Origin of the sequence: Parafrankia sp. FMc2, assembly GCF_041008525.1 — a bacterium.
Classification (GTDB): domain Bacteria; phylum Actinomycetota; class Actinomycetes; order Frankiales; family Frankiaceae; genus Parafrankia.
This window is the reverse complement of record NZ_JBFLUG010000017.1, coordinates 18,731-40,874: the sequence shown is the minus strand read 5'-3', so window position 1 is coordinate 40,874 and position 22,144 is coordinate 18,731. Positions and strand designations below refer to the sequence as shown.

Here is a 22,144-nt window from a genome sequence, read left to right as displayed (position 1 = left end):
GTTACCCAGAGTTAATGATGATATCTCACGGTTGCCGTGAACTCGTTTGCTCGTGGAAAGGATGCACGTCGTGGGTCACCTGATTGCCGGAATTGTCGTCGAAGCGGTCGGAGCGGCGCTGGTCGTGCTGCTGACAGGGCTGGTGCGTCGTTGGTTGGCGAGGACGTCCCCCGTGGCCGCCTGACCGGCGGGCTGCGCCCCTTGATGGTGACGCATGGTTAGCATGCGCCCGGATTCGGGTAACGGAATCCCAAGGGGATGCCCTCGAGGTACGGAGGGCTGACGTGGCATCGGCCTGACGAGGGGGTCCGCGGATGCGCCTTCCGGGTAGTCGATCGGTAGGGCGTCTGCCGGCCGCCGTCCTCCACACCCTCACCCCACCCGTGCTCGACCGGTTCGAACCGCGCACGGACCCCGGCCGGCGCGACCGCGTCGCCGGCCGAAGGGGGAGCCCGGCCGCCACCGTGAGGCAGCCGGAGGAGGAGTCGGAGGAGGTGATGGCCGAGCCGAGCGGTGACCTGCTGCCCGGCGGCTTCACCGGACAGGTCCGCCGGTCGGGAATAGCCCTGGCCGCAGACGCGGCGGCGCTGACACTGGCGTCGGCGGGTCGGCTCAGCCGGTGGGCGCCGCTCCCCACCGAGCTCACCTCGCTGGTCACGCTCGTCGACACGCAGCCTCGCCTGCGCCGTCGGCTGGAACGGGCCCTTGGCCAGGACAACGCCGACCTCGCCCTCGCGGTGGCCAACGCGGCCACGCTCGGCCTGACGCAGGGACACGCCAGCCTCGGTACCGACGCCGCCTACCGACTCCTGGCCCTCGACACGGCACGCACCCGCAGGGAGGCGTTCGCGGCCGTGGCGGACGAACTGCCGCCCCGCCCCGAACGGGCCGGGGCGCGACCGGTCGCCGTCGAACGGCCGCGACCGCTGCCGGCCGGCCCGATCGAGCGCTATGCGGACGTCGCCGTGCTCGGCGGGCTCGCGGCCGGTGCGGCCGCGGCCGGCCTCACCCGCAGCCCACGCCGGGCGGCGGCTCTCGCTCTCACCGCGCTGCCCCGCCCGGCCCGGCTCGGCCGCGAGGGATTCTCTCTCCAGCTGACCCGCGTGCTCGCCCGCCGCGGTGCGCAGGTGATGTCCCCGGCCGCGCTGCGGTTGCTCGACCGCGTCGACACCGTCGTCGTCGATCACGACGTCCTGGTCAGCGGCCAGCACACCATCGGTGACATCGTGTCGTTGCCGGGCGCCGATCCGAGCGAGGTGGCCGTCCGTTCCCACGCGCTGTTTCGTCCCGCCGACACCACCGCCCGCGTGAGCCGGGACGGCTGGACGCTCGGCCCGGTGGAACGGTTGGCCCTCCGGGGCCGCACCGGGGTGCGGGAGCGGCGCCGGCTGGCCGCGGCAGGAGCGGTGACCGTGCTCGGCCTCGCGCACGGGACCAGGTTGATGGCCCTCGTCGGGCTGGTGCCCGAGCGCGTGGAGGCCAGCGAGCAGTTCCTGGCCGCCTGCCGCCGTTCCGGCTGCGCCGTGTTCGTGGCCGGCGGCCCGGAGGGTGGGCCGAGCGGGCGGACGCCCTGGGACGGGTGGGCCGGATTCGACCATGCCCCCGGGGGCACCCGGCTGGTGGCCACCGTCCGTGGTCTACAGGCGGAGCGTGGCGGTGTGCTCGTCGTGTCCCGGCAGCGGGCAGCGGTCGGCTGCGCGGACTGCGGGGTGGGCGTGGCCGGGCCGGACGGATCGCCGGCATGGGGGGCTCATGTGCTGGTCGGCAACGACCTCCTCGCCGCGGGGCTCGTGGTCGAGGCCGCGGGCGTGGCGTCCCGGGTCAGCCGGCACGCGGTGCGCCTGGCGGAGCTGGGCACGGGGACCGGCGCCCTGGTCACGCTGACGGGGGCCCGCAAGGCGCTGGCAGCCCGCGCCCAGCTCATGGTGACGGCGGCGGCCGCTGCCGCTCTGGGGGAAGGTGCCTGGGCGGCGCGCGAGCTGGGCCGCCGGCCGGTGCCCCGGACGATTCCGCGTATCCCCTGGCACGTGCTTCCGTCCGAGGCATGCCTGGACCGGCTCGGCAGTACCCGGCAGGGGCTCTGGGCAGACCAGGTCGCCGAGCGGCAGGTCGGCGAGACGTCCGTGTCCGTGAACGCGCCCGGCCTGGCCCGGGCGTTCGCCGCGGAACTGGCGAACCCGCTCACCCCGGTCCTGCTCGGCGGCGCCGCGCTGTCCGCCTCCACCGGATCGGTCCTCGACTCCGGGCTCGTCGTCAGCGTCGCGGTCGGCTCCGCGCTCATCGGCGCGGTACAGCGGCTGCGCGCCGACCGGGCGCTGGCCCGTCTCTTCGCCGTCTCGGCCATCCCGGCTCTGGTGCGGCGGGACGGTGCGGATGTGGAGCTGACCGCGGACGACCTGGTGGCCGGGGATGTGCTCACGCTGGGGCCGGGCGACGTCGTCCCCGCCGACTGCCGCCTGCTGTCCACCGAAGCACTCGAGGTGGACGAGTCGTCGCTGACCGGCGAATCGCTCCCGGTGGCGAAGTCGCCGAAGCCGGTCGCCACCCGGGACCTGGCGGAGCGGACCTGCATGGTCTTCCAGGGCACGACCGTGGCCGCCGGGTGCGCCACCGCCCTCGTGGTGGCCACCGGCACCGCCACCGAGGCGGGGCGGGGCCTGGCCGCGGCCGCCGGGCCGGCGAGACCGGTGGGTGTGCAGGCCCGGCTCACGGCGATCACGGACCTCACCGTCCCGGTCGCACTCGGCGCGGCCGGGACGTTGCTGCTGTCCGGGCTGGTACGTGGCCTCCCGATCCGGAACACGCTGAGTGCTGGAGTGGCGCTGGCCGTGGCGGCGGTCCCCGAGGGGCTGCCCTTCCTCGCCACGGCCGCCCAGCTCGCCTCCGCCCGACGGCTGGCCGGGCAGGGCGCGCTCGTACGCAACCCGCGCACCATCGAGACGCTCGGCCGGGTGGACGTGCTGTGCTTCGACAAGACCGGGACCCTCACCAAGGGAAAGATCCGGCTGACCGCGGTGTCGGACGGCTCCCGTTCCCGCCCGCTGGCGGACCTCGACGAGACCGGGCGTCAGGTGGTGACCGTCGGCCTGCGCGCCACCCCGGACGACCAGCGTCGCAAGCTGCCACACCCGACCGACCGGGCGGTCGTGAAGGGCGCCGCCGCCGCGGGTGTGGGCCGGGCACCCGACGGGCGGGAATGGTCGCCGGTGGCCGCCCTGCCGTTCGATCCGAGCCGCAGCTACCACGCCTCCCTGGGCCAGCTTGGCGCCGCTACGTTGCTCGACGTCAAGGGAGCGCCCGAGGTGGTGCTGCCCCGCTGCACCCACCGCCGGACCGGCCGGCGCACCCAGCCACTCGACGGCCGTGGCCAGGCACGTCTGGCGCGGGAACACCACCGCCTCGCCGCCGCGGGCTACCGGGTGCTTGCCGTCGCCGAGCGCCGGATGGCGGCCGCGGGCCCCGCAGAGGGCCGACAGCTGGTCGACGACGACGTCGCGGGCCTTTCGTTCCTCGGGTTCCTCGCGCTGTCCGACCCGATCCGGGGCACCGCGACCCCGTCTCTCGACCAGCTGCGCGCCGCGGGTGTGCAGGTCATGATGATCACCGGCGACCATCCGAGCACCGCGCGGACGATCGCCGCGGAGCTCGGGGTGCTCGACAGCGATGCGCAGGTGGTGACCGGCGCGGAACTCGATGCCATGGCCGACGCGGAACTCGACGCCATGCTGCCGCGGGTGGCCGTCGTCGCCCGCGGCACACCGGCGCACAAGGTCCGGGTGGTCGAGGCCTTCCAGCGGCTGGGCAGGACCGTCGCGATGACAGGTGACGGTGACAACGACGCGCCCGCCATCCGGCTCGCGGACGTGGGCATCGCGCTGGGAAAACGGGGGACCCCGGCGGCGCGGGCCGCAGCCGACGTGATCATCACGGAGAACCGGTTGGACGCCATCCTCGCCGTGCTCGTCGAGGGCCGGTCGATGTGGGCCTCGGTCCGCAAGGCGCTGGGCATCTTCGTCGGGGGCAACCTCGGCGAGATCGCCTTCACCCTTCTCGGCTCGCTGGCCACGGGACGCTCACCGCTGTCCGCCCGGCAGTTGCTGCTCGTCAATCTGCTCACCGACCTCGCCCCCGGACTGGCGGTGGCGCTGCGCCCACCAGATCCGGAGGCGACCGGCCGGTTCCTCGGCGAGGGGCCTGAACGGTCCCTGGGTGGCCCCCTCAACGCGGAGATCGCGGTGAGGGCGACCGCGACGACCCTGGCCGCCGCGGGTGCCTGGACCGCCGCCCGCCTCACCGGGCGGCGCCGGCACGCCGACACGGTCGGGCTCGCGGCGCTCGTCGGCTCCCAGCTCGGCCAGACCCTGCTCGTGGGCGGGCGCAGTCGCATGGTGATCCTCAGCAGCCTGGTCTCGGCGGTCGTCCTGGCCGCCGTCGTGCAGGCGCCCGGGGTGAGCCACTTCTTCGGCTGCACCCCCCTCGGCCCGGCCGGATGGACGATCGCCGTCGCCGCGTCCGCTGCCGCGACGCTGCTCTCGTTCCTGCTGCAGCGGCGTACCGAACGCCTGCTAGAGCGGCGTACCGAACGACTCGTCCCGGCTCGCGCCGACCTGACCCGGATCCTCCACGGACTCGCCCGTGTCCCGCGGGCGGCGGTCCGGACAATCGCGGCCGGCCCCGGCCCCGGCCTGGCACTGGCCGGTCGCGGAGCAGGATGACGCCGAGCGGGACATCAGGGGAGCGGTCGATTTTGCCGATCTCCCATCCGGGGGATGCTATTGGCGTCGTCTGAGGTGAGGAGGAGCCATGGTGAGCAGGACAAGCACTCCCTCGCGGGCCCGGACGAGCGGCAGGCGGACGCAGGACCAGGACGGCCAGGGAGCCGCGCAGTCGCCGGCAGAGCAGAGGGGAGCGGACGCGAAGGAGCGCCACGAGACCCACTCGGCGATGCTGCGGCTGCCGTTCCTCAAGGCGCGGTTCGAGATCCCCCAGTCGTCGGGGGCACCGATGCACCTGGGCCCGATGACGCTGCCGTCGCCGGAGAAGACCGTCTACTACGTGGGGCTGGGGCTGCTGGCCGTCGCCGAAGTGATCGAATGGCCGGTGGCCGCCGCGATCGCGGCCGGTACCTATGTCGCGCAGCACACCGGCACCTCCCGGGCCGACCAGCTCCGGGCCGAGCCGGCGCACAACGGTCAGCGCGAGCCGGCGACCGGGTCGGCCTGACGCGGTCGCCCGGCCGCTCGGGCTCCATCGTGGGTGGGCCGGCGGGACTCGCAAGCACTTCTGCGTCTGCGCTGGTCACCGCGTACTTGCTGGCATTTCGTCACCCTCCCGAAGCGACGGGAAGGCCCCGCCGGCATGACGCGCGCCTACCAGGCTGTTACCGCCGGTTCACCCGCGCCAAACCCCCGGAAAGCCGCATGTTCAGAAAAAGCTACTAAGATATCCCTAAATTAATACTAAACAGTATCTGCAGCGTCCGACAGCAGGAACAGGTCAGGGGCGGAGAAGGAGATGTCTGATGTCGGCCCCGGGGCGCAGCACCGCTCTCAAGCGCTGGCAGGTGACAGCCCTCTTCGCCGTCCTGCTGTGTGTGACGTCAGTGCTGGTGGGTAGCGCAGCGGCCCAGAACGCGCAGGTGTACTTCTCCTGGGACGAGACATCGACCCAGTCGACGGCGGCAGGCCCGTCGGGTGAGACGCCGGGCCAGCAGGGCGCCGGTCGGTCCTGGCCCGCCGCGAGCCAGCCGACGGCATCCGCCCCCGCCGCTGCCGCGTCCGCTTCGGGGCCGCCCGCTGCCCCCGGGGCTGGCTCTGGTCCTGGCGAGGCCACGAGCGCACCGGTTCCCGGCGCCGCCCGCCCGTCCGCCACCGCGCCGCCGACTCGGCACCCGGCATCCGTGCCCAGCCTGAATCCGGTTCCGTTGGAGGCCAGGTCCCTCGCGCCTGCGCCGACCCGCGTCGCCACCCCCGCGCCGAAGCCGGCACCGGCGCCGCCACCCCCGTTCGAGATCACGAGCGTCGCGAACGGCAAGTGCCTGACCAACAAGGGTGGCAGGAACATGGGCACCCAGTACTGCCGCGGGACCATCGCCGAGAAGTGGACCATGTTCGGCTACGGCTCGGTCATGCTGGTCAACGCTGGCAACGGCCTGTGCCTGGACAGCAACGACCAGAACCACATCTACGGCCTGGTCTGCACCGACACCCGTCGTCACCAGCAGTGGCGAGTGGTGGAACGCGGCGGCACCATCGACCTGGTGAACGTCGGCAACGGGCACTGCCTGGCCAGCGTGGACTCCGGATACCCCTACACCGTGACCTGCGACGCCGACGACATCCTGCAGCGGTGGATCATCCGCTAGTTCAGGACGTGATAGCCAGACGCCGAACCGGGCTCCCACCAGGGCGACTGGGAGGCCATCCGGGCCGCCGCCGCGCCGACGTCGTACAGATCCTCGAGCCGGGCGGGGCTGTCGAGGCCGCTGACGCCCGATGTGTGCGACATCAGGTGCCGCACCTCGACGTGCTGCTTGCCGTTCGCGGCGAACTCGGGCCAGTAGCGGGCGACCGGGGCGTAGGCGTCCAGTTCGCCGGCGTCGACAAGCATCAAGGCGGCGAGGCTGGTCACCGTCTTCGTGACCGACCAGACGTTGGTGATGGTGTCAGCTTGCCAGGGCTGCGTGCGCGTCGCGTCGCGATGGCCTCCCCACAGGTCGGCCACCTGCTGGCCGTCGACGTCGACGGCCAGCGACAGGCCCACCTCGGCGCCGCTGCGCAGCTGACCCTCCATCGCGTCGCGGACGGGCTCGAACTCGGCGTTCACGGTTCCCTGTAGCTCGGTCATGTCGACAGCCTCGAACCTTGACATAAGTGTCAATGTCAAGCGGGTAGCGTCGCGGCATGCGGATCGGCGAGCTGGCCGCGCGGGCGGGTACGTCCGCGCGGCAGGTGCGGTACTACGAGGCGAAGGGCCTGATCACCTCAACGCGCGGGTCGAACAACTACCGCGACTACACCGAGACGACCCTGGCGCGCGTCCGGCAGATCCGTGAGTTGCTGAATGCCGGCCTGTCGACCCAGCTCATTCTCGCGATCCTGCCCTGCCTGGAATCACCGCGCGACCCGATCGTCTTTGAGGGCGTCACCCCCGAGACGGTGGCCGCGCTCCAGCGCGAACGGGACCGGCTGTCCGACCGTATCGACATCCTGACCCGCAACCGTGACGCGGTTGCCGAATACCTCGCCGAACTTCAGCGGCACGCGCGGGGCTCGGAGCCCGCGGACAGCTGACACTGCTCGAGGCCTATGAGTCCGACCTGGTGGACTGAGGGCTGGCGGACACGGCGACCGCGGGGGCCGGGCGGGGCCTGCGCGTGAAGACGAGGGCGGCGACTGTCAGGGCAACGGCGAGGAAAGCCACCAGTACGACGAACGAGTCGGCGATTCCCTCGCCCAGGTTGTGGTGGAGCTGCTCCTGCGGGCTCAGGGCGGGGTTCGGGTGATGCGCCGAGTCGCGTAGCGAGGTGCTGTACACCGTGGTGAGAACGGCGATCCCGACGGCCAGCCCGACCTGTTGGAGGCACTGCAGCAGGCCGGAGGCCGACCCGGTGTCGCGGGGCGGCAGCCCGGCCAGGATGACCATGTTCAGGGGCATGAACGCCAGCCCGACCCCGAGCCCGAGCAGGATGAGTGGGCCGACCAGGCCGCCTGGGTAGGTGCTGGTCCCGTCCAGTCGGGTCAGCCAGATGGCGGAGACCATCGCGGCCAGCGTGCCGGCGATGGTGACGGCCTTCGGGCCGAACCGCGCGACCAGCTTCGGTGCCGTCCGTGCGCCGCCGAACTGCACGGCGGCCATGGGCACGAACGCCAGGCCGGTCTGGAGCGGACTGAGGTCCAGCACCCGTTGGATGAACAGGGAAAGGAAGAAGAAGAGGCCTCCCATCGCTCCCGACATGAACAGCATGTTGATGTAGGCGCCGGCCCGTGATCGCTCCCCGAACAGTCGCAACGGCATGATCGGCTGGCTGACGTTGGCCTCGATGGCCAGGAATCCGAGCAGGAGCACGATGCCGACGGCGAGCATCGCCACGGCCAGCCCGTCAGACCAGCCGTCGGCGGCAGCCCGGGTGAACCCGTAGACGAGGGACGCCGTTCCGGCTGTGGACACGGCCGCGCCGGCCACGTCGAACCGTGCCGGATGACGAGGGGTGTCCTGCAGGAACGGTCGGGCCAACGCGATCACTCCGATCCCGAAAGGGACGTTGATGACAAACACCCATCGCCAGGAGGCCGTGGACAACAATCCGCCCAGGATCAGCCCGAGCGTCAGCCCGAGACCAGCGATCATGGAGAAGACTCCGAGGGCACGTTGCCGCTCGGTGCCGTCCTTGAAGGTGGTGGCGAGCAGTGCGAGCGAGGCCGGCGCCGCGAATGCGCCCCCGACTCCCTGCGCGGCCCGGGCCGCTATCAGGGCTCCCGCCGAGGGGGCGAGGCCCGCGGCGAGCGACGCGAGCGTGAACAGCGCCAGCCCGCCGATGAACAGCCGCAGCCGGCCGAACATGTCACCGGCTCGGCCGCCCAGCAGGAGGAGCCCCCCGAACGCCAGCGAGTACGCGCTTTGCACCCAGGCCAGACCGGAGGCGGAGAAGTCCAGGTCCTCCTGGATTTTCGCCAGGGCGACGTTCACCACCGTGCCGTCGATGATCACCATCAGTTGGCAGATCACGATGACGCCGAGGGCGATCCGAAGGCGGTTGCCGCGCCGCTTCGGCGTTGCGGGAGCAGCGCCGCCAGCCTGCTCGGCACTCTCGACGGTGGCCGCGTTCAGCTCCTGAGCACTCATCCTCGTCCTTCGGTCGGGAGACGCCTGACCAGGAGGTCTCTCCGGCACGCGAGCAGAGATCCAGAGGCCGGGCACGGCTGGCATCGCATTAAGCGGAAGATCTTTCCGTTTTGCTGGGCCCACGATACGGAAGATCTTTCCGTTTTTCAAGCATCAGTGGCCCTCGCCGGTGTGAGGCAGACGGCCGACCACCGACCGCCGACCACCGCCTGCGACCGGGGTGCCGTTACCGCCGTCGAAGACCGTCGAGGAGGTAGCCGAGCAGATCGTCGGCGGCGTGGCTGGCGTTCTGCCCGGCGGCGTGGCCGCTGGTCTGCTCGGCGGTCAGCGCGATCGCGTTGGCCAGCTTCAGGAGAGTCGACATGTCGAGGTCAGCACGCATCGTGCCCGACTGCTGCGCCCGGCAGAGCAGGGCGGCGCCGGCGGCCCGCATCTCGAGGCAGGACAGGGACAACGACGAAGCGCCGTCGTGCAGGACCGACATGACCTCCGCGGCCAGCCCGCGGTACTCGGTGAGGTGGACGATGAACTGCCGCAGCCACTCGGTCAACGCTTCGTCGGGCGCGGGCGCGGCAGAAGCGTCGGCCAGGTCGACCGCGGAGACCCTCAGCGCCTCGAAATGATCAAGAAGGACCCCCTCGAGCAGCGCCTCACGGGTCGGGAAATGCCGGTAGACAGTGCCGGTACCCAGCCCGGCCCGCTTGGCCACGTCGTAGAGCGAGGCGTTGGCACCCTTCTCGGCGAAAACGGCGCGTGCCGCGGCAAGGAGCCACTCACGGTTTCGCCGCACGTCCGTCCGAACGGCCCGGTCAGTGGACGTAGGTACCGAGCGAGCCATCATTGCAGCCTCCCCAGGCATCGCCTCCCGGCGGAGCGCGCCACCGAGGCCCTCGCCGGGCTTGCCGTGTTCCGCGGAACCACCCTGCGATCCCGAAATCTGTGCGATCCCGAAACGGAAAGATCTTCAGAATCGTAGCAGGCGAACCACCGCTTCCCGGGTGGCCGTCTAGGACGACACCGGCGTCGAGGACCCGGTCGAGGCCACGCCGGCCCGCGCCCGCCGGGCCTGCCCAGGCATCCCGCGGGTGGCGCGGCGCCGCGTCGATCGGGGCGGAGGTGCGGCTGGCCCGGTGGCGTCTCATGCTGGGTGGGTGGGAGCGATACCGGCTGAGGTCGTGACGATCGGGGGTCCACATGTCCATCAGCACCCAGGATGTCGCGGGTCTGAGCGTGCCGGACACCGCCGTGACCGTCGAGGCCACCGAGCTGGTGCGCGAATCCACGAGTGACCTCGTCTACCATCACTCGCGGCGCGTGTACTGGTTCGGCGCCCTGTGGGGTCGCGGCAGGGGGATGAGTTTCGACCCGGAACTCCTCTACGTCGGGGCCATGTTCCACGACCTTGGACTCAACGAGGAGTTTCGGGACAGCGGGCGACGCTTCGAGGTGGACAGCGCGGACGAGGCCCGCCGTTTCCTGCGCCGGCATGGGCTGCCCGAAGACAGTATCCGGCGGGTCTGGACGGCAATCGCGCTGCACACGACACCCGGCATTCCGCAGTTCATGGAACCCGAAATCGCTCTTGTCGCGGCGGGCGTGGAGTACGACGTTCTGGGAATCGGCTACGACGGTGTCAGCGACGCCGACCGGGCCGCGATCACGTGAATGCACCCGCGCCCGGACTTCAAGCGCCGCATTCTGGAGGCGTTCACCGCCGGCATAGCACCGAAGCCCGATACCACCTTCGGCAACGTCAAGGCGGACGTCCTCGAGCGTTTTGTCCCCGGCTTCCGGCGCGGCAACTTCGTGGACACCGTCCTGAACTCGCCCTGGCCGGAGTAGATCGCGACCGACGGGTTTCTGGGTTCGGACAAGGCGCGCTACATCACCGGTCATGTCCTCACCGTCGACGGCGGTCTCACGGCGGGCTGGCTCCTTTTCCGGAGTCCTGAGCCCCGGATCGGCGGGAGCGCTATCCAGGGGTGCTTCGTCGCAGCCGTGGAATTCTGTCGAAGTACCCGGCGAGCCTCGCGGCCTGGTCGAAGAACTCCATCACTTTCGAGGAGTCCTCGTCGAGGTGGGCGAGCGTCTCCGCGCCGAGGTAGAACGCGACGGCCGCATTGGCGAGGACGGGCAGGCGCACCAGACTGGCGAACGGCTTGCCACTCAGCAGCGTGCTGAGCACTTCGGCGGCCAGCGCCTCCCAGTGCCGGGTCTCCAGTGTCAGCTGGGTCGCCAGCCGCGACCCCGGCCGAGCCCCCGCATACAGCTCCTGGACGGCGGAGATGTGCCCCACCTCGGTGTCCTCGAGGTACAGCCGGCGGAGTATCTCCACCGCGCGCCCGGCCCGGTCCACACCGGACAGCTCTTCCCGGTACCGCTGGGCGCGTGCCTCACAGGTGTGGGCAAGGGCTGCGACCAGGACGTCGTCCAGATCGGCGAAGTGGTAGTAGAGGACGCCAGGGGCGAATCCGCCGACCTGGGCAATCGCCCGTGCGGTCGTGCCGGCGTAACCGTGCCGCACCAGGCAGGCCAGGGCGGCGTCGAGGATCCGGCCGCGGGTGTCGATCCGGCCGCGGTTGTCAGACAACGCGTATCGGCCGAACGTCGTTGGCGGCGAGGTAGCCGTCGAGTCGACGGGCGAGCGCCGCGAGATGGTGGCTGGGCACCTGTGGGTAGAGATGGTGTTCGAGGTGATAGGTGAGCTCGAGGAACACAGCAGGGATGATCCTCCCGCGCAGGGTCCGGGTCTGTGTCAGGGGTGTGTCGCCGTAGGCGTGGTGCGGCAGGTACACCGTCAGAAGCGGGTACACCCAGCTTCCGACGATCGCCATCACCGCATAGACCAGCACAGCCGGGGTGTACGGCCACACGAGGATGCCCCCCGCGAGCGCCACCACGGGCGCGGCGGCCTCGGCGAGCAGCCAGCCGCGGTCGCGTCCCCGCTGGTAGGACCACCACCACAGCCGTGGCAGGAAGACCGGCCCGTAGGCCACGGCGCCGAGCAGCGACAGCTCGGCGGGATGCCCCTCCGGATCGTCGGGGTGGGGGAAGAGCTGGTGGTGGCGGGTGTGCGAGGCACGGTAGGCGTGCCCGCTCTCCAGCAGGACGAGCCCCATGGCGAACAGCGCCCGATCGGTGGCCGGGCCGGACAGGCCGAGCGTCCCGTGCACCACGTCATGCGTGACCGTGACGACCGCGACGAAGATGCCGAAGACGATCACCGGTGTGAGCCACCACCAGCCTGCCCGCACCGCCGCCGCGAAACACAGCACGCCGGCGAACGGGCGGGCGAGCGCGATCCACCGCTGCCGGCGGGTGGTGACGAGCAGGTCGGCACCCAGGTCGGCCAGCGCAGGCGGGCCGGGCGGACCAGACAGGTCGGGCGGGCTGAGCGGGCCGAGCGGATGGGGCGGGTCCAGGGAGGTCACCGGTTGAATCCCCTCTCACGCAGCATGCCCTCCGCGACGATGCGACTGCCCAGCACGCAGGCCACCGTGCCCAGACCCGGCCAGGTCGAGTCACCGACCAACCAGAACCCGGGGCCGCCAAGATCGTGCGGAACGGCGTGCTGGTTGGTGTTGCGAAGGTGCTGGCGGGCGCCCCCGACAGCGCCGGCCGGGCGGAAGCCGAACCGTTCGTAGCTGCGCGGGGTGCCCGTCGCCGCGAACACCGCTCGTTCTCCCAACGACGGGTAGGCGCGGCGGGCACACCCGACGAGCAGCTCGCCGATCCCTTTCTTGCGCTGCTCGTACTCGACGTCGTCGAGTCCCGCCCATGCGGACAGCTCGGTGTGGGTGGAGATCATGACGGCGCGGTGCCCCGGCGGTGCGCTGAGCGTGTCCCCGGGTTCGGAGACGGAGACGAACATGTTGTTGCCCTCGCCCAGCGGGCGGTCGTAGGACTGCAGGAACTGATGGTGGGTGAACTGCTGCCCCTGCACCTCGTCCTCGGGTACTCCGAGGAACACGACGCACGCGCCGCCGAGCGCCTGCGCGTCGCGTTCCAGGTAGGCCCGCAGCCGGTCGGCCACCGGGAGCCCGGCGCAGATCGAGGCGGTGGTGGTGGCGGGTACCGCGGCCACGATCCGGCGGGCACCGATCGCGCCGCGGCGCGTCGACACCCGGTAGGCGCCCGGCTCGCCGTCGATCCGCGCGACAGCGCACCCGGTGCGCAGCCGGCCTCCCAGGCCCCGGTAGTGCGTGACGAGTGCCCGCCAGAAGCCGTGCATCCCCCCGGCGTGCCGGCTCAGGCCCGCGCCCCGGATCGTCACGCCGAGCGCCGCGTTGATCAGCGGGGCGTCGTCGACGGTCGCGTGCACCGTGTCCTCGACGAGCATCGCCAGCAGCCCGACGAGAGCCGGGTCGTCGCGCAGCCCGTGGCGGCGCAGCGCGTCCCCGAGCGTCCAGGTCAGATAGCGGGCGAGGGGAACGCCGGCCGGACCGACCGCCCGCAGGTCGTGCAGCGCGTCCGCCGGACGGCGGACCGGGAGGCGCACTCCTGACCGGCTCGCCTGCCAGAACGCCCGCGCCAACCGGTCGAGCAGGGACCACAGCCGCCGGTGCGGGTCGGTGTCGCCGAGCATGCGCCGACGCTCGGCGTGCCACAGCGCCCGATCGCGGTGCAGCACGACCTCGCGATCGGGCAGGTGGGCCACGTAACCCGGTAGCTCGCGGGCGTCCAGCGGGTCCATGCCGACGCTCTGCAGCAACTCGAAGCCGACGCCGCCCGGTGCGAAGTCGACGAGCGTGGTGGCACCCACGTCAAAGGAGAACCCGCGCTTGCGGAAGTAGCCCGCACAGCCGCCGGCATGGCCGTGCGCCTCGAGTACCACCGTCGACAGACCGGCGTTCTGCAGCCGAAGTGCCGTCGCCATGCCGGCCGGGCCACCGCCGACCACCGCCACGTCGAACGGCCCGGGCACTGCCGGCACGTCCTGAACACCTGTTCTGAACATTTGTTCAGAATGCGGCGAAGGGGTAGGTGAGTCAATCCCTGATCACAGAAGCTCTACGCCAGGCTCACCCGAGCCGTCCGGGATCACGTTCTCGTGCGGGGTGTTCAGCTGGTCAGGTCCACGGCGACCTTGAGCCAGCCTGGGCGGCGCAGGTCGAACTCCTCGTAGGCCGAGAGCACGTCCCGCATGGGTTCGTGCTGGGTGACCAGGCGCTCCGGGTGCACGACTCCCGATTCGACCATGGCCAACAGCTTCGGGATGTACCGCGGGTGGTTGCCGACTCCCGCGTTGACGGTGAGGTTCTTGTTCATCGCGGTGCCGATCGGGAAGAACCGGTCGGTCGGCGGATACACCCCGATGATGCCCAGCGTGCCCGCCTTGGCCAGGCTTTCGACGGCCCAGGTGTGGGCCTGTGTCGGCGCGTCGCCAGGCTTCCAGTGCCCGTCGTGTTCGTGCGTCTCGGGGGCGATCTCGCGCAGCTCCTCGCGGTGCTGCTGGTCCTGTTCGCGGGCACGGGCAGCGGCCGGGCCGGACCGGGGGCTTTCCGCGTCCACTCCCACGGCGTCGATGGCCCGGTCGGGTCCGATGCCGCGGGTCAGGTCCAGAATCGCCTCGACAGGGTCCTCCTCGTTGAAGTCGACTGTCTCGGCTCCGAGTGCCTGGGCGCGTTCCAGCCGGTCGGCGTGGCCGTCGACCGCGATCACCCGCGCGGCGCCGCGCTGGAAGGAGGACAGCACGGCGAACTGTCCCACCGGCCCGCAGCCCCAGACCGCCACCACGTCACCCTCGGACACTTCCGCGATGACAGCGCCGAAGTCGCCGGTGGGGTAGATGTCCGACAGCGGGATCGCCTGGTCGTCGGAGACCGAGTCGGGCAGCCGGAAGAGGTTGGTGTGGGCGTAGGGCACGCGGGCGTACTCGGCCTGCAACCCGTCGAAGGAGCCGTTGTCCCGTGGAGCACCGTAGAAGGCGGATCCGGCCCTGGGGCCGTACGGGTTGATGTCGTCACACTGGGCGAAATAGCCGCTGCGGCAGTAGGTACACGAGCCACACCCGAGGACGGCGGACAGCAGCACGCGATCGCCGCGCCTGAAGTTGCGGACGCTCCGGCCGACTTCCTCGACCACGCCGACCCCTTCGTGCCCGAGGACGATGCCTGGTTTCAGACCCGCTACCGTGCCCCGGATGAAGTGGAGATCCGTACCGCAGATCGCCGTGGTGGTGATACGGACGACGGCGTCGGTCGGCTGTTCGATCTTCGGTTCGGTGACGTTCTCCAGACGGATGTCGCCCACGCCGTGCCACACGACTGCCTTCATCACCTTCCGCTCCTTCCGTCCGGCTCACGAGGATGATCGCGAGCTCCTGTCGGTCCCCGGGGACCTGACTCCGCCGGCCGGCGCTTCGGTATCGACGGCACGACGGGTTGTCTTCGACCGCTACAGGCAACCATCGCTCGAATGGGGCGCCGGCGCACGACGAGACACCTGGGCGAGGAGCGGAGTCGCCCGGTCGGGACCGCCCTGAGCGGGAGCCGTGGCCCCGTGGACCGCCACCCGCTGGACGCTTCGGGGCTGACTGGCCCAGCCCCCAGCCCCCAGCCCCCAGCCCCCTGCACCGGCAGCTGCCGGTGCAGACTGCCGCTGCTACAGGGTGCGGGAGTGGTACCCGGCGGCCCGGGCTGTGAGCTGGGCCGTCCGCTGTTCGGCGGTGACCCGGGGGAGGTCGAGGCCGTCCACGTCCGTGAGGGAGACGACCCGGAAGTCGCGCACCAGCACGGCCGGGTCGATCGACGCGCCGGGCGGTGCCGCCTGCCACCGGATGAGTCCGAGCCCCTCGTCGAGGCCGGTGGTGTCGAGCCAGTTGGCGGCGCCGGGGTCCTCGTGGGCGAGAACGAAGGTGAACGTCCCGTCGGGGTTCGGCGCGGTCTGGGCGAGGTTGAGCGAGACCTGGTGCTCCCTGGCGTTGGGGCCGAGCATCCACGGGTCCATGAGCTGGAAGCCCGTGTAGGCGGCGCCGACCGGGTCCGTCGTCACGACGATCGCCTGGTTCGGCCGGAGGTCCCAGCTGAGTGCCACGGTGAAGCCGGCCATGCTGCCGGTGCGGGTGTGCCCGGGGCTGATCCGGTTGCCCTGCAGACCGCCGAACCACACGTTCGGGAAGTTCGCCCAGAACAGGAGGTAGTTCGGCAGGTCGCGGTACACCGCCTGCCTGATCCGGGTGACGTCCAGGGGGGTCGGCTCGGTGTCGTCGAGGGGGCGCAGCTCCATCCAGGTCGGGCGCTGGTCCCAGTCCGCCAGCATGTCCCGGGAGCCGAGGGAGAGCAGACCGGGCGCCGACAGGAGGTGCACGGGGCTTTCCTCCTTCGGGCCGATCGTGATCCGGAAGGACCCGTCCGCCGCGATCTGCAGATCACGGTCGGTGATGCTGGCGAGGGGGGCCAGGTCGGTGTTGTTGACCAGGTTCGGCGGTGTGACCTTGGTGCCGCGGTGCAGCTCGATGTTGAGCTGCGCGGGCCGGTGGGCGGGATCGAACTGGCCGAGGACCTCGAAACGCCGGTCCCCGTCGACGGAGGCGATCCGGTAGATCGCGTCCGGATTGTCGCCGGAGGTGCCGACGCCGGGCAGGGTGTGGCCGAGCCATTCGCGGGGGGTGTCGTCGGTGACCCAGAGCTGGGAGGGCAGCGGCAGGAAGTTCCCGATCTCAGCCATGATCAGCGAGTTGGACCACTGGGAGACCGCCTCGTCGAGGGTGGCCGCGCCCGCCGGCGACTGCCCGCGCGGTGTCGCGGCCAGCTGGTCGCGCAGGTCGGCCTGCAGGCGCTTGAGCTGGGCGTCCTCGAGAATCTCCAGCAGGGTCTCCTCGGCGAGGATCTGCGACGCGGTCGCCAGGACCGGCCGCGGCCGGGTCCGCTGGGCATCGTCAGGCGTCATCGTGATCGCTCCTCATCCCCGATGCTCGGCACAGGTGTCGAGGTCCGACGGAAACAGCCCCGGCCAGGAGCTGATGCTAGGACGTCGCCTGTCGCGGTCGCCAATACAGATACCGGCGTCCAGATATGCCTTTCTGATATGGCTCAGCCGTAGGGGCACGTCGGCGGTGCAGCTGTCACTGCCACCCGGCGACGATCCGGGGAATGTCGCCGCGGTTCTCACTGTCGCCGGGATGCGGTCGGTTCGTTCGACGTCGCCCCAGACGAGTCGGCGATCGCGGCAGCCTGGTTCGGCGCCTGAGGCAGGGTCAGCCCGTGAGGACGTAGCCCTGCAGGCCTTCGACGATCTGGCCTTCGCAGGCGCCGTCCGGGGAGACGAAGTGGTCGCCGCTGCCCGTCCGGCAGCGGACGATCGCCCTCGTGGCCGGGGCGGCCGGCTGCGAGGTGTAGACCCAGCCGAGGACGCCCGCGACCTGCTGCCCCTCGCAGTCCGCGCTGCCCGAGGTGAAGGAGTTGGTGCCGATCCAGCAGGCGTAGAGCGGGTGGGTGCCTGGCACGTCGCCGGCCTGGTAGACCGACCCGAGCACGCTCTCCGCCCAGTAGCCGCCTGGCGCGGTGCCCGTCAGCGCCGTGTGGTCCGCGCCGTTGTAGTACCGGACCAGGGGAACCGTGGCGGGGGAGGGCGCCGGGGCGGTGGTGGGTGCCGTGGTGACGGTTGGCACGGCTCCTGTCTGGCCAGGGCCGGCGGACGAGACCACCGGTGCCCCGGGAGACTTCGCCGGAGCCGCCATGCGCACGGCGGCCGCCGGGTCGCCCGACGGCGTGGGCCGACCCGACGGTGTCGCATCCCCCCCGCCGGTCGGTCGGCCGGAGCCGTCCGGAGCGGCGGTCCCGACCAGCTGCGGACGCAGAGCTGCCCGGTCCTCGCCTCGGTCCCCGGGGCCGCCGCTCACCGCGAACGCGGTGAACGCACCGCCGGCGAAGGCGGCGGCCACGGCGGCTGTGGCGGCCAGGCGGGCTCGCCGTCGTCGGGCCGGTCGGCCGGGCTCGACCAGGGCCCGCTCCCCGGAACCGGAACCGGAACCGGGAGCGGAACCGGGAGCGGAACCGGGAGCGGAACCGGGAGCGGAACCGGGCGCGGAACCGGGCGCCGGAACGGAACCGGGAGCGGGGCCTGGACCAGGACCGACGGCCGGCAGGCCTGCCTGCACGTTCGTGGGGCCCATCGCCGCAGACTCGTCCCGGCGATGGGCCGGGGGCTGGATCCCGCTCGCGGGCGAGGTCAGCAACGGCTCTGCCCACGGAACCCATAGCTGGTCCATCGCGCCCAGCGTGACGTCCTGCGCGGCCGCCAGGCTGGCGATCTCGATGCCGAGCAGCGCGCAGAGCGCCTCGTCCGCGCTGGGACGGCGCGCCGGATTCTTCTCGAGCGCCCGGGTGAGCACCGGGACGAGGTGGCCCGGCACGCCCGTCAGGTCGGGGGAGTCCCGCAGCATCCGCATCGCCATCGCCGCGGGTGCCTCGGCGGGGAAGGGATGGCGGCCGCGTGCCGCGAAGAGCAGGCACATGGCCCAGGCGTAGATGTCCGCCGCCGGCCCGGCCCGTTCGCCCAGCAGCTGTTCGGGGGCCATCCAGGCGACCGTGCCGAGAACGGCGCCGGTCCCGGTGTGGGCGGTGCCGTCGAGCGCGCGGGCGATGCCGAAATCGATGATCTTCGGCCCGGTCGTGCCGAGCAGGACGTTCGACGGCTTGAGATCGCGATGTACCAGGCCGGCGGAGTGCATCGAGAGCAGGGCGGTCGCCAGGCCGCAGCCGAGGGCGACGAGCTGGGCCTCCTCGAAGCGGCCGTGCCGCCCCACCGCGGCGGTCAGACTGAGCCCGTCCACGTACTCCGTCACGAGCCATGGGCTTTCGGCCTCGGCGTCAGCGTCGATGAACGCGGCGACGAAGGTTCCGCGGATCCGGCGCGCGGCGGCCACCTCGCGGCGGAACCGCTCGCGGAGCTCGGCCTCGGCGACCAGATCCGGCCGGATCACCTTGACCGCCACCGGCCGGCCCGACGGGTCGACCCCCAGGTACACGGCTCCCATCCCGCCGGAGCCGAGTCGGGCTCGGAGCCGGTACCGCCCCACGACGGCGGGGTCCGAAGCGACGAGCGCCGCCGGCATCCAGGCTCCTCACATGACGGGCAATCAGCTCGTTCCGAGCCTAACCACCAGGATGCGGTCGGCCCAGGCTCGTTCGTGCCGTGACGGTCGCCTGCCGCGAGCCCCGCCGGCCGCCGCCACCCCGGTAGGGCTGAGGCTAGAGGAGCACCACCGCGACCAGCAGGAACAGACCCACGGCGAGGCAGAGACCGGAGCTGAGCAGGACCCCGAACAGTACTGGGCGCCGTTCGCTGAACGGCAGGCGAAGTCGGGGGAACATCGCCGGCAGCGCCCGTGCGTGATGCACCCCGTCCACGGTCTGGAACGGCACGTCGATGCGGTCGAACAGCCGTTGGATGTCCTCGCGGTTCCACACGTGTGTTCTGAACCACAGCGGGGGAGCCGATGGCGAACGTTCGACGACCAGACGTTCGTCGGTCTGTTGCGAGAACCTGGCCGGCCGCGCGGTCACCACGCTCGCGCGGCTTACCTCTGCCCGGCCGATGCGAGTCGCCCGGCCCCGCCAGTCGGTGTAGGTGACGCCGTCCTCGTCGGCGACCAGGCGCTCGTTGCGCGACTGCTGCCGTAACCACCAGCCCAACCCGGCGAGCATCACCGCGACGAATGCGAGCATGCCAAGGGTCTCGCCCCATCCTTCCGGGCCGCGGTTCCACGGCCTGCCGAACACCGCCGCGGGTATCCCCGCCGCCAGCATGGAAAGGAACAGGTTCCGGATCTTCTTTCTGGACGGGCGGACGACAGTGCGTCCGTCGTCGACAGGCGGGCTCTTTTCCAGGCGGGAGAGTGCCGTCATGGTCCACGTGTGTCCCACCCGCGCGTACCCAAACCGCGATGATCGGATCTACGCTTCTCCGGCGCTGACCCGGCGGCCTGTTCGAGGGCAGCCTGGTCGCGTGCATCCGGTGTGGCGTCGGGCGCGCTGTCGCCGAGACGGGCAACCCGCCTCTCCTGCCGGTCCTCGCCTCCTGGGACGAGGTCGCCCCCGCTGGCCACGCCGAGCGCGGCCGACCCACCCGTGCCGGCCATCGGCTCGTCATTCGGCCGCAGGTGCAACCAGGTGGAGCGGGCCCGGGCGCGGCATCGGCCAACCTGGAAAATACTTCTTCTGAGATTCACCCTGAGACGAGTCTTCTTGTTACCGGGCGGTCCGCGGCCACCGACACCGTGGGCAGGGTTTGACCCGACCCTGAGCAAACGGAGCTCCCATGCGATTGCGGACCACCCGCGTCACCGCGACCCGTGCCCTGGCGGCAGCCGTCGCGGTCGCCGCGGTGACCATCGCCACCACCTCCGCCAGCGTCGCCGCGCCGGCCGCCACTACGCCGGCCGCCACTGCCGATGCTGCCGACGCGGCGGTCGTTGCCGCCACGGCACCGCAGGACCTCGCGGCAACGCTGATCCGCCGCTATGCCGCGTTCGACGCCAACCAGGGTGTCGCGGTCGACGGCAAGTACTTCTACGCCGTCGACAACCGCACCATCACCAAGCATGATCGCGCCACCGGCGCACCGCTGTTGCAGTTCGTCTCGGACGCGACCGGCCCGCTGATCCACTTCGACAGCGCCACGGTCGTCGACGGCAAGCTCTACGCCGCACACTCGAACTACAGCCAGGTCCCGATGACCAGCTCGATCGAGGTCTTCGACACCCGGACCATGCGCCACCTCGACACGTTCAGCTTCGGCATCGACCGCGGTTCTCTGACCTGGATCGACCGTCACGACGGTGCGTGGTGGGCAGGCTTCGCCAACTACGACAACAACGGCGCCGACGGCACGCCGTACGGCGGCGGCAGCCAGAACACCCAGATCGCGAAGCTCGACGACAGGTTCGAGGTCGTCGAGGCCTGGATCGCACCGCCGGACCTCGTCAACCGGTTCCGTCCGATGAGCAACTCGGGAGGGTCCTGGGGCCCCGACGGCAGGCTCTGGCTGACCGGTCACGACCACCCCGAGGCCTATGTCGTCGAGCTCCCGGCGGCCGGCTCGACGCTGACCTGGGTCGCCACCGTCGCGCTTCCCGACGTCGAGGGCCAGGCCATCGCCTGGGACCGCTCGGACAGGAAGCACCCGACGTTCTGGGCCATCAAGCGGACGACCAAGGAGGTCCTCAACTTCGAGGTGCCCTACCGGGCGGTCCGGGCCGCGCCCGCCGCGCCGTTCCGCGTGGTCGGCCCGGGCTCGTTCGTGCCGTGACGGTCGCCTGACGCGGAGCTCTGCCGGCCCGCCTGCCAGCCAGGTGGGCCGGATCGTGGACGCGGTGCCCGCGTGAACGTATGGGACGGCGTTCGGAGGTGGTGAAAGTCGACCGATCGTCCATCAGTCATAGACGGAAGGCAAACTTTTTACCGCCGTCCGTTCGCCGTTGATTCGGGTGTGCTCATTGACCGCGCCTGGGCGGTGCGCAGCTCCCGCTCCGCCCTGACGCCCGGATGCTACTCTCGGCACGAAACGTGTTGGTGCGCGCCGCGGTGGATGGGGGCCGGCTGTGAGCACGCCCGATAGTGGGTCGCCGTGGTGGAGAAATCCACACCTCGTTGTTCCTTTTGTGGGAGTCATTCTCGCGGCAATCATCGGCGGTGTCATCAACGCCTGGGCCTACCCTTCCCCGGCGCGGCCGGACCCGCCGCCACCGACGCCCAGCCCCAGCCCGAGCCCGACGGAATCACCGTCGCCTTCCCCGACTCCTTCGCCCGTCGTCAGCCCGAGCGTCACACCGGTTGCGGATGCCGCACCGACGGAGTCTCCGCCAGGTCGTCCGACGCCAACGCTCGCGGAGGATGAGAGGCGGCTCGCCGCCCTGCTTGATGACGACGAGATCGACCTGGATACGTGCCGCCCCCGTCGAGACCTGGAACCGGAGCCATGGAACGCTGACAGCGCCATCAGCTGCGAGACCGCCCAGGACACGACTCGCGTCCAGTTCCTGGCCTACGACTCGACGGCGGCGATGAACACTTACCTGGACGGTGTCGCCCGTTCGGTCAACGGTAGTGGCCGATGCAATGACGGCGAGGAGATGAACGGCACCTGGAGCCACGGCGGAGATCGTCTCGGGCGGAAGGTCTGCATCGTTCTCAGCTCCGGAAAGTTCCAGATCAACTGGTCCTTCGAAAACAGCAGCCTCGTGGCCGTCCGCGAGGATGACGACGCGGACGACGCCGCCGCCTGGTGGAAGGACCACCTGTGTGTCGCGGAGGAATGCTGAACCGGATGCGCCGGTCGGACGGGACGATCATCCGCA

The 22,144-nt window shown here is 71.3% G+C and carries 16 protein-coding genes and 1 pseudogene; 7 read left to right on the top strand and 10 right to left on the bottom strand.

Features of this window, described 5'->3' with window-relative positions; genetic code table 11:
- The first annotated feature begins 464 nt into the window (after positions 1 to 464).
- The 3 genes from AB1460_RS08940 (at position 465) to AB1460_RS08930 (ending at position 6,364) form a co-directional block, all read left to right on the top strand.
- On the top strand, positions 465 to 4,715 hold the full coding sequence (locus tag AB1460_RS08940; protein WP_368960246.1) for a cation-translocating P-type ATPase: 4,251 nt from the start codon (positions 465 to 467) through the stop codon (positions 4,713 to 4,715).
- An 88-nt stretch (positions 4,716 to 4,803) separates the two neighbouring features.
- Positions 4,804 to 5,223 carry a hypothetical protein gene (locus tag AB1460_RS08935; protein ID WP_368960244.1) on the top strand — a complete coding sequence of 140 codons (420 nt, stop codon included), beginning with the start codon at positions 4,804 to 4,806 and terminating at the stop codon, positions 5,221 to 5,223.
- A gap of 298 nt (positions 5,224 to 5,521) precedes the next feature.
- Positions 5,522 to 6,364 (top strand): RICIN domain-containing protein, encoded by an 843-nt coding sequence (locus AB1460_RS08930; protein ID WP_368960243.1) that lies wholly within the window; start codon positions 5,522 to 5,524, stop codon positions 6,362 to 6,364.
- Here the strand turns inward: AB1460_RS08930 and AB1460_RS08925 are convergent.
- The gene (locus AB1460_RS08925; RefSeq protein WP_368960241.1) at positions 6,361 to 6,846 is read right to left on the bottom strand and encodes a serine hydrolase domain-containing protein; all 486 of its coding nucleotides are present in this window, start codon (positions 6,844 to 6,846) and stop codon (positions 6,361 to 6,363) included. The two genes, AB1460_RS08930 and AB1460_RS08925, sit on opposite strands and share 4 nt — an antisense overlap.
- A gap of 56 nt (positions 6,847 to 6,902) precedes the next feature.
- On the opposite strand from AB1460_RS08925, the gene AB1460_RS08920 reads away from it, so the two are divergent.
- Positions 6,903 to 7,292, top strand: a complete 390-nt coding sequence (locus AB1460_RS08920; protein WP_368960239.1) for a MerR family transcriptional regulator — start codon at positions 6,903 to 6,905, stop codon at positions 7,290 to 7,292.
- A gap of 13 nt (positions 7,293 to 7,305) precedes the next feature.
- Here the strand turns inward: AB1460_RS08920 and AB1460_RS08915 are convergent, their stop codons facing one another.
- Positions 7,306 to 8,844 (bottom strand): MFS transporter, encoded by a 1,539-nt coding sequence (locus AB1460_RS08915; protein WP_368960237.1) that lies wholly within the window; start codon positions 8,842 to 8,844, stop codon positions 7,306 to 7,308.
- A 226-nt stretch (positions 8,845 to 9,070) separates the two neighbouring features.
- Positions 9,071 to 9,634, bottom strand: coding sequence for a TetR/AcrR family transcriptional regulator (locus AB1460_RS08910; RefSeq protein ID WP_368960236.1), 564 nt, complete (start codon positions 9,632 to 9,634; stop codon positions 9,071 to 9,073).
- 404 nt (positions 9,635 to 10,038) lie between these two features.
- On the opposite strand from AB1460_RS08910, the pseudogene AB1460_RS08905 reads away from it, so the two are divergent.
- Positions 10,039 to 10,686 (top strand): annotated as a pseudogene (locus tag AB1460_RS08905) (HD domain-containing protein).
- A gap of 130 nt (positions 10,687 to 10,816) precedes the next feature.
- Here AB1460_RS08905 and AB1460_RS08900 read toward each other — a convergent pair.
- From AB1460_RS08900 to AB1460_RS08870, 7 genes are all read right to left on the bottom strand, one after another.
- Complete coding sequence (locus AB1460_RS08900) at positions 10,817 to 11,434, bottom strand: TetR/AcrR family transcriptional regulator (RefSeq protein ID WP_368960234.1); 618 nt, start codon at positions 11,432 to 11,434, stop codon at positions 10,817 to 10,819.
- Positions 11,427 to 12,275 carry a fatty acid desaturase gene (locus AB1460_RS08895; protein WP_368960232.1) on the bottom strand — a complete coding sequence of 283 codons (849 nt, stop codon included), beginning with the start codon at positions 12,273 to 12,275 and terminating at the stop codon, positions 11,427 to 11,429. The genes AB1460_RS08900 and AB1460_RS08895 overlap by 8 nt, the downstream gene beginning before the upstream one ends.
- On the bottom strand, positions 12,272 to 13,801 hold the full coding sequence (locus AB1460_RS08890; RefSeq protein ID WP_368960231.1) for a phytoene desaturase family protein: 1,530 nt from the start codon (positions 13,799 to 13,801) through the stop codon (positions 12,272 to 12,274). The genes AB1460_RS08895 and AB1460_RS08890 overlap by 4 nt, the downstream gene beginning before the upstream one ends.
- 104 nt (positions 13,802 to 13,905) lie before the next feature.
- Entirely contained in the window at positions 13,906 to 15,120 is a 1,215-nt protein-coding gene (locus AB1460_RS08885; protein WP_368960230.1) for an alcohol dehydrogenase catalytic domain-containing protein, read from the bottom strand.
- A 327-nt stretch (positions 15,121 to 15,447) separates the two neighbouring features.
- Complete coding sequence (locus AB1460_RS08880) at positions 15,448 to 16,734, bottom strand: DUF1214 domain-containing protein (protein ID WP_368960228.1); 1,287 nt, start codon at positions 16,732 to 16,734, stop codon at positions 15,448 to 15,450.
- Between the two features lie 307 nt (positions 16,735 to 17,041).
- Positions 17,042 to 18,901 carry a serine/threonine-protein kinase gene (locus AB1460_RS08875; RefSeq protein ID WP_368960226.1) on the bottom strand — a complete coding sequence of 620 codons (1,860 nt, stop codon included), beginning with the start codon at positions 18,899 to 18,901 and terminating at the stop codon, positions 17,042 to 17,044.
- Positions 18,902 to 19,037: 136 nt separating this feature from the next.
- Positions 19,038 to 19,694, bottom strand: a complete 657-nt coding sequence (locus tag AB1460_RS08870) for a hypothetical protein (protein ID WP_368960224.1) — start codon at positions 19,692 to 19,694, stop codon at positions 19,038 to 19,040.
- Between the two features lie 412 nt (positions 19,695 to 20,106).
- Here AB1460_RS08870 and AB1460_RS08865 point away from each other — a divergent pair, with 412 nt between their 5' ends.
- A complete protein-coding gene (locus AB1460_RS08865; RefSeq protein WP_368960222.1) occupies positions 20,107 to 21,096 on the top strand; it encodes a hypothetical protein in 990 nt (329 codons plus the stop codon).
- Between the two features lie 352 nt (positions 21,097 to 21,448).
- Positions 21,449 to 22,108, top strand: coding sequence for a hypothetical protein (locus AB1460_RS08860; RefSeq protein WP_368960221.1), 660 nt, complete (start codon positions 21,449 to 21,451; stop codon positions 22,106 to 22,108).
- Positions 22,109 to 22,144: the final 36 nt, after the last annotated feature.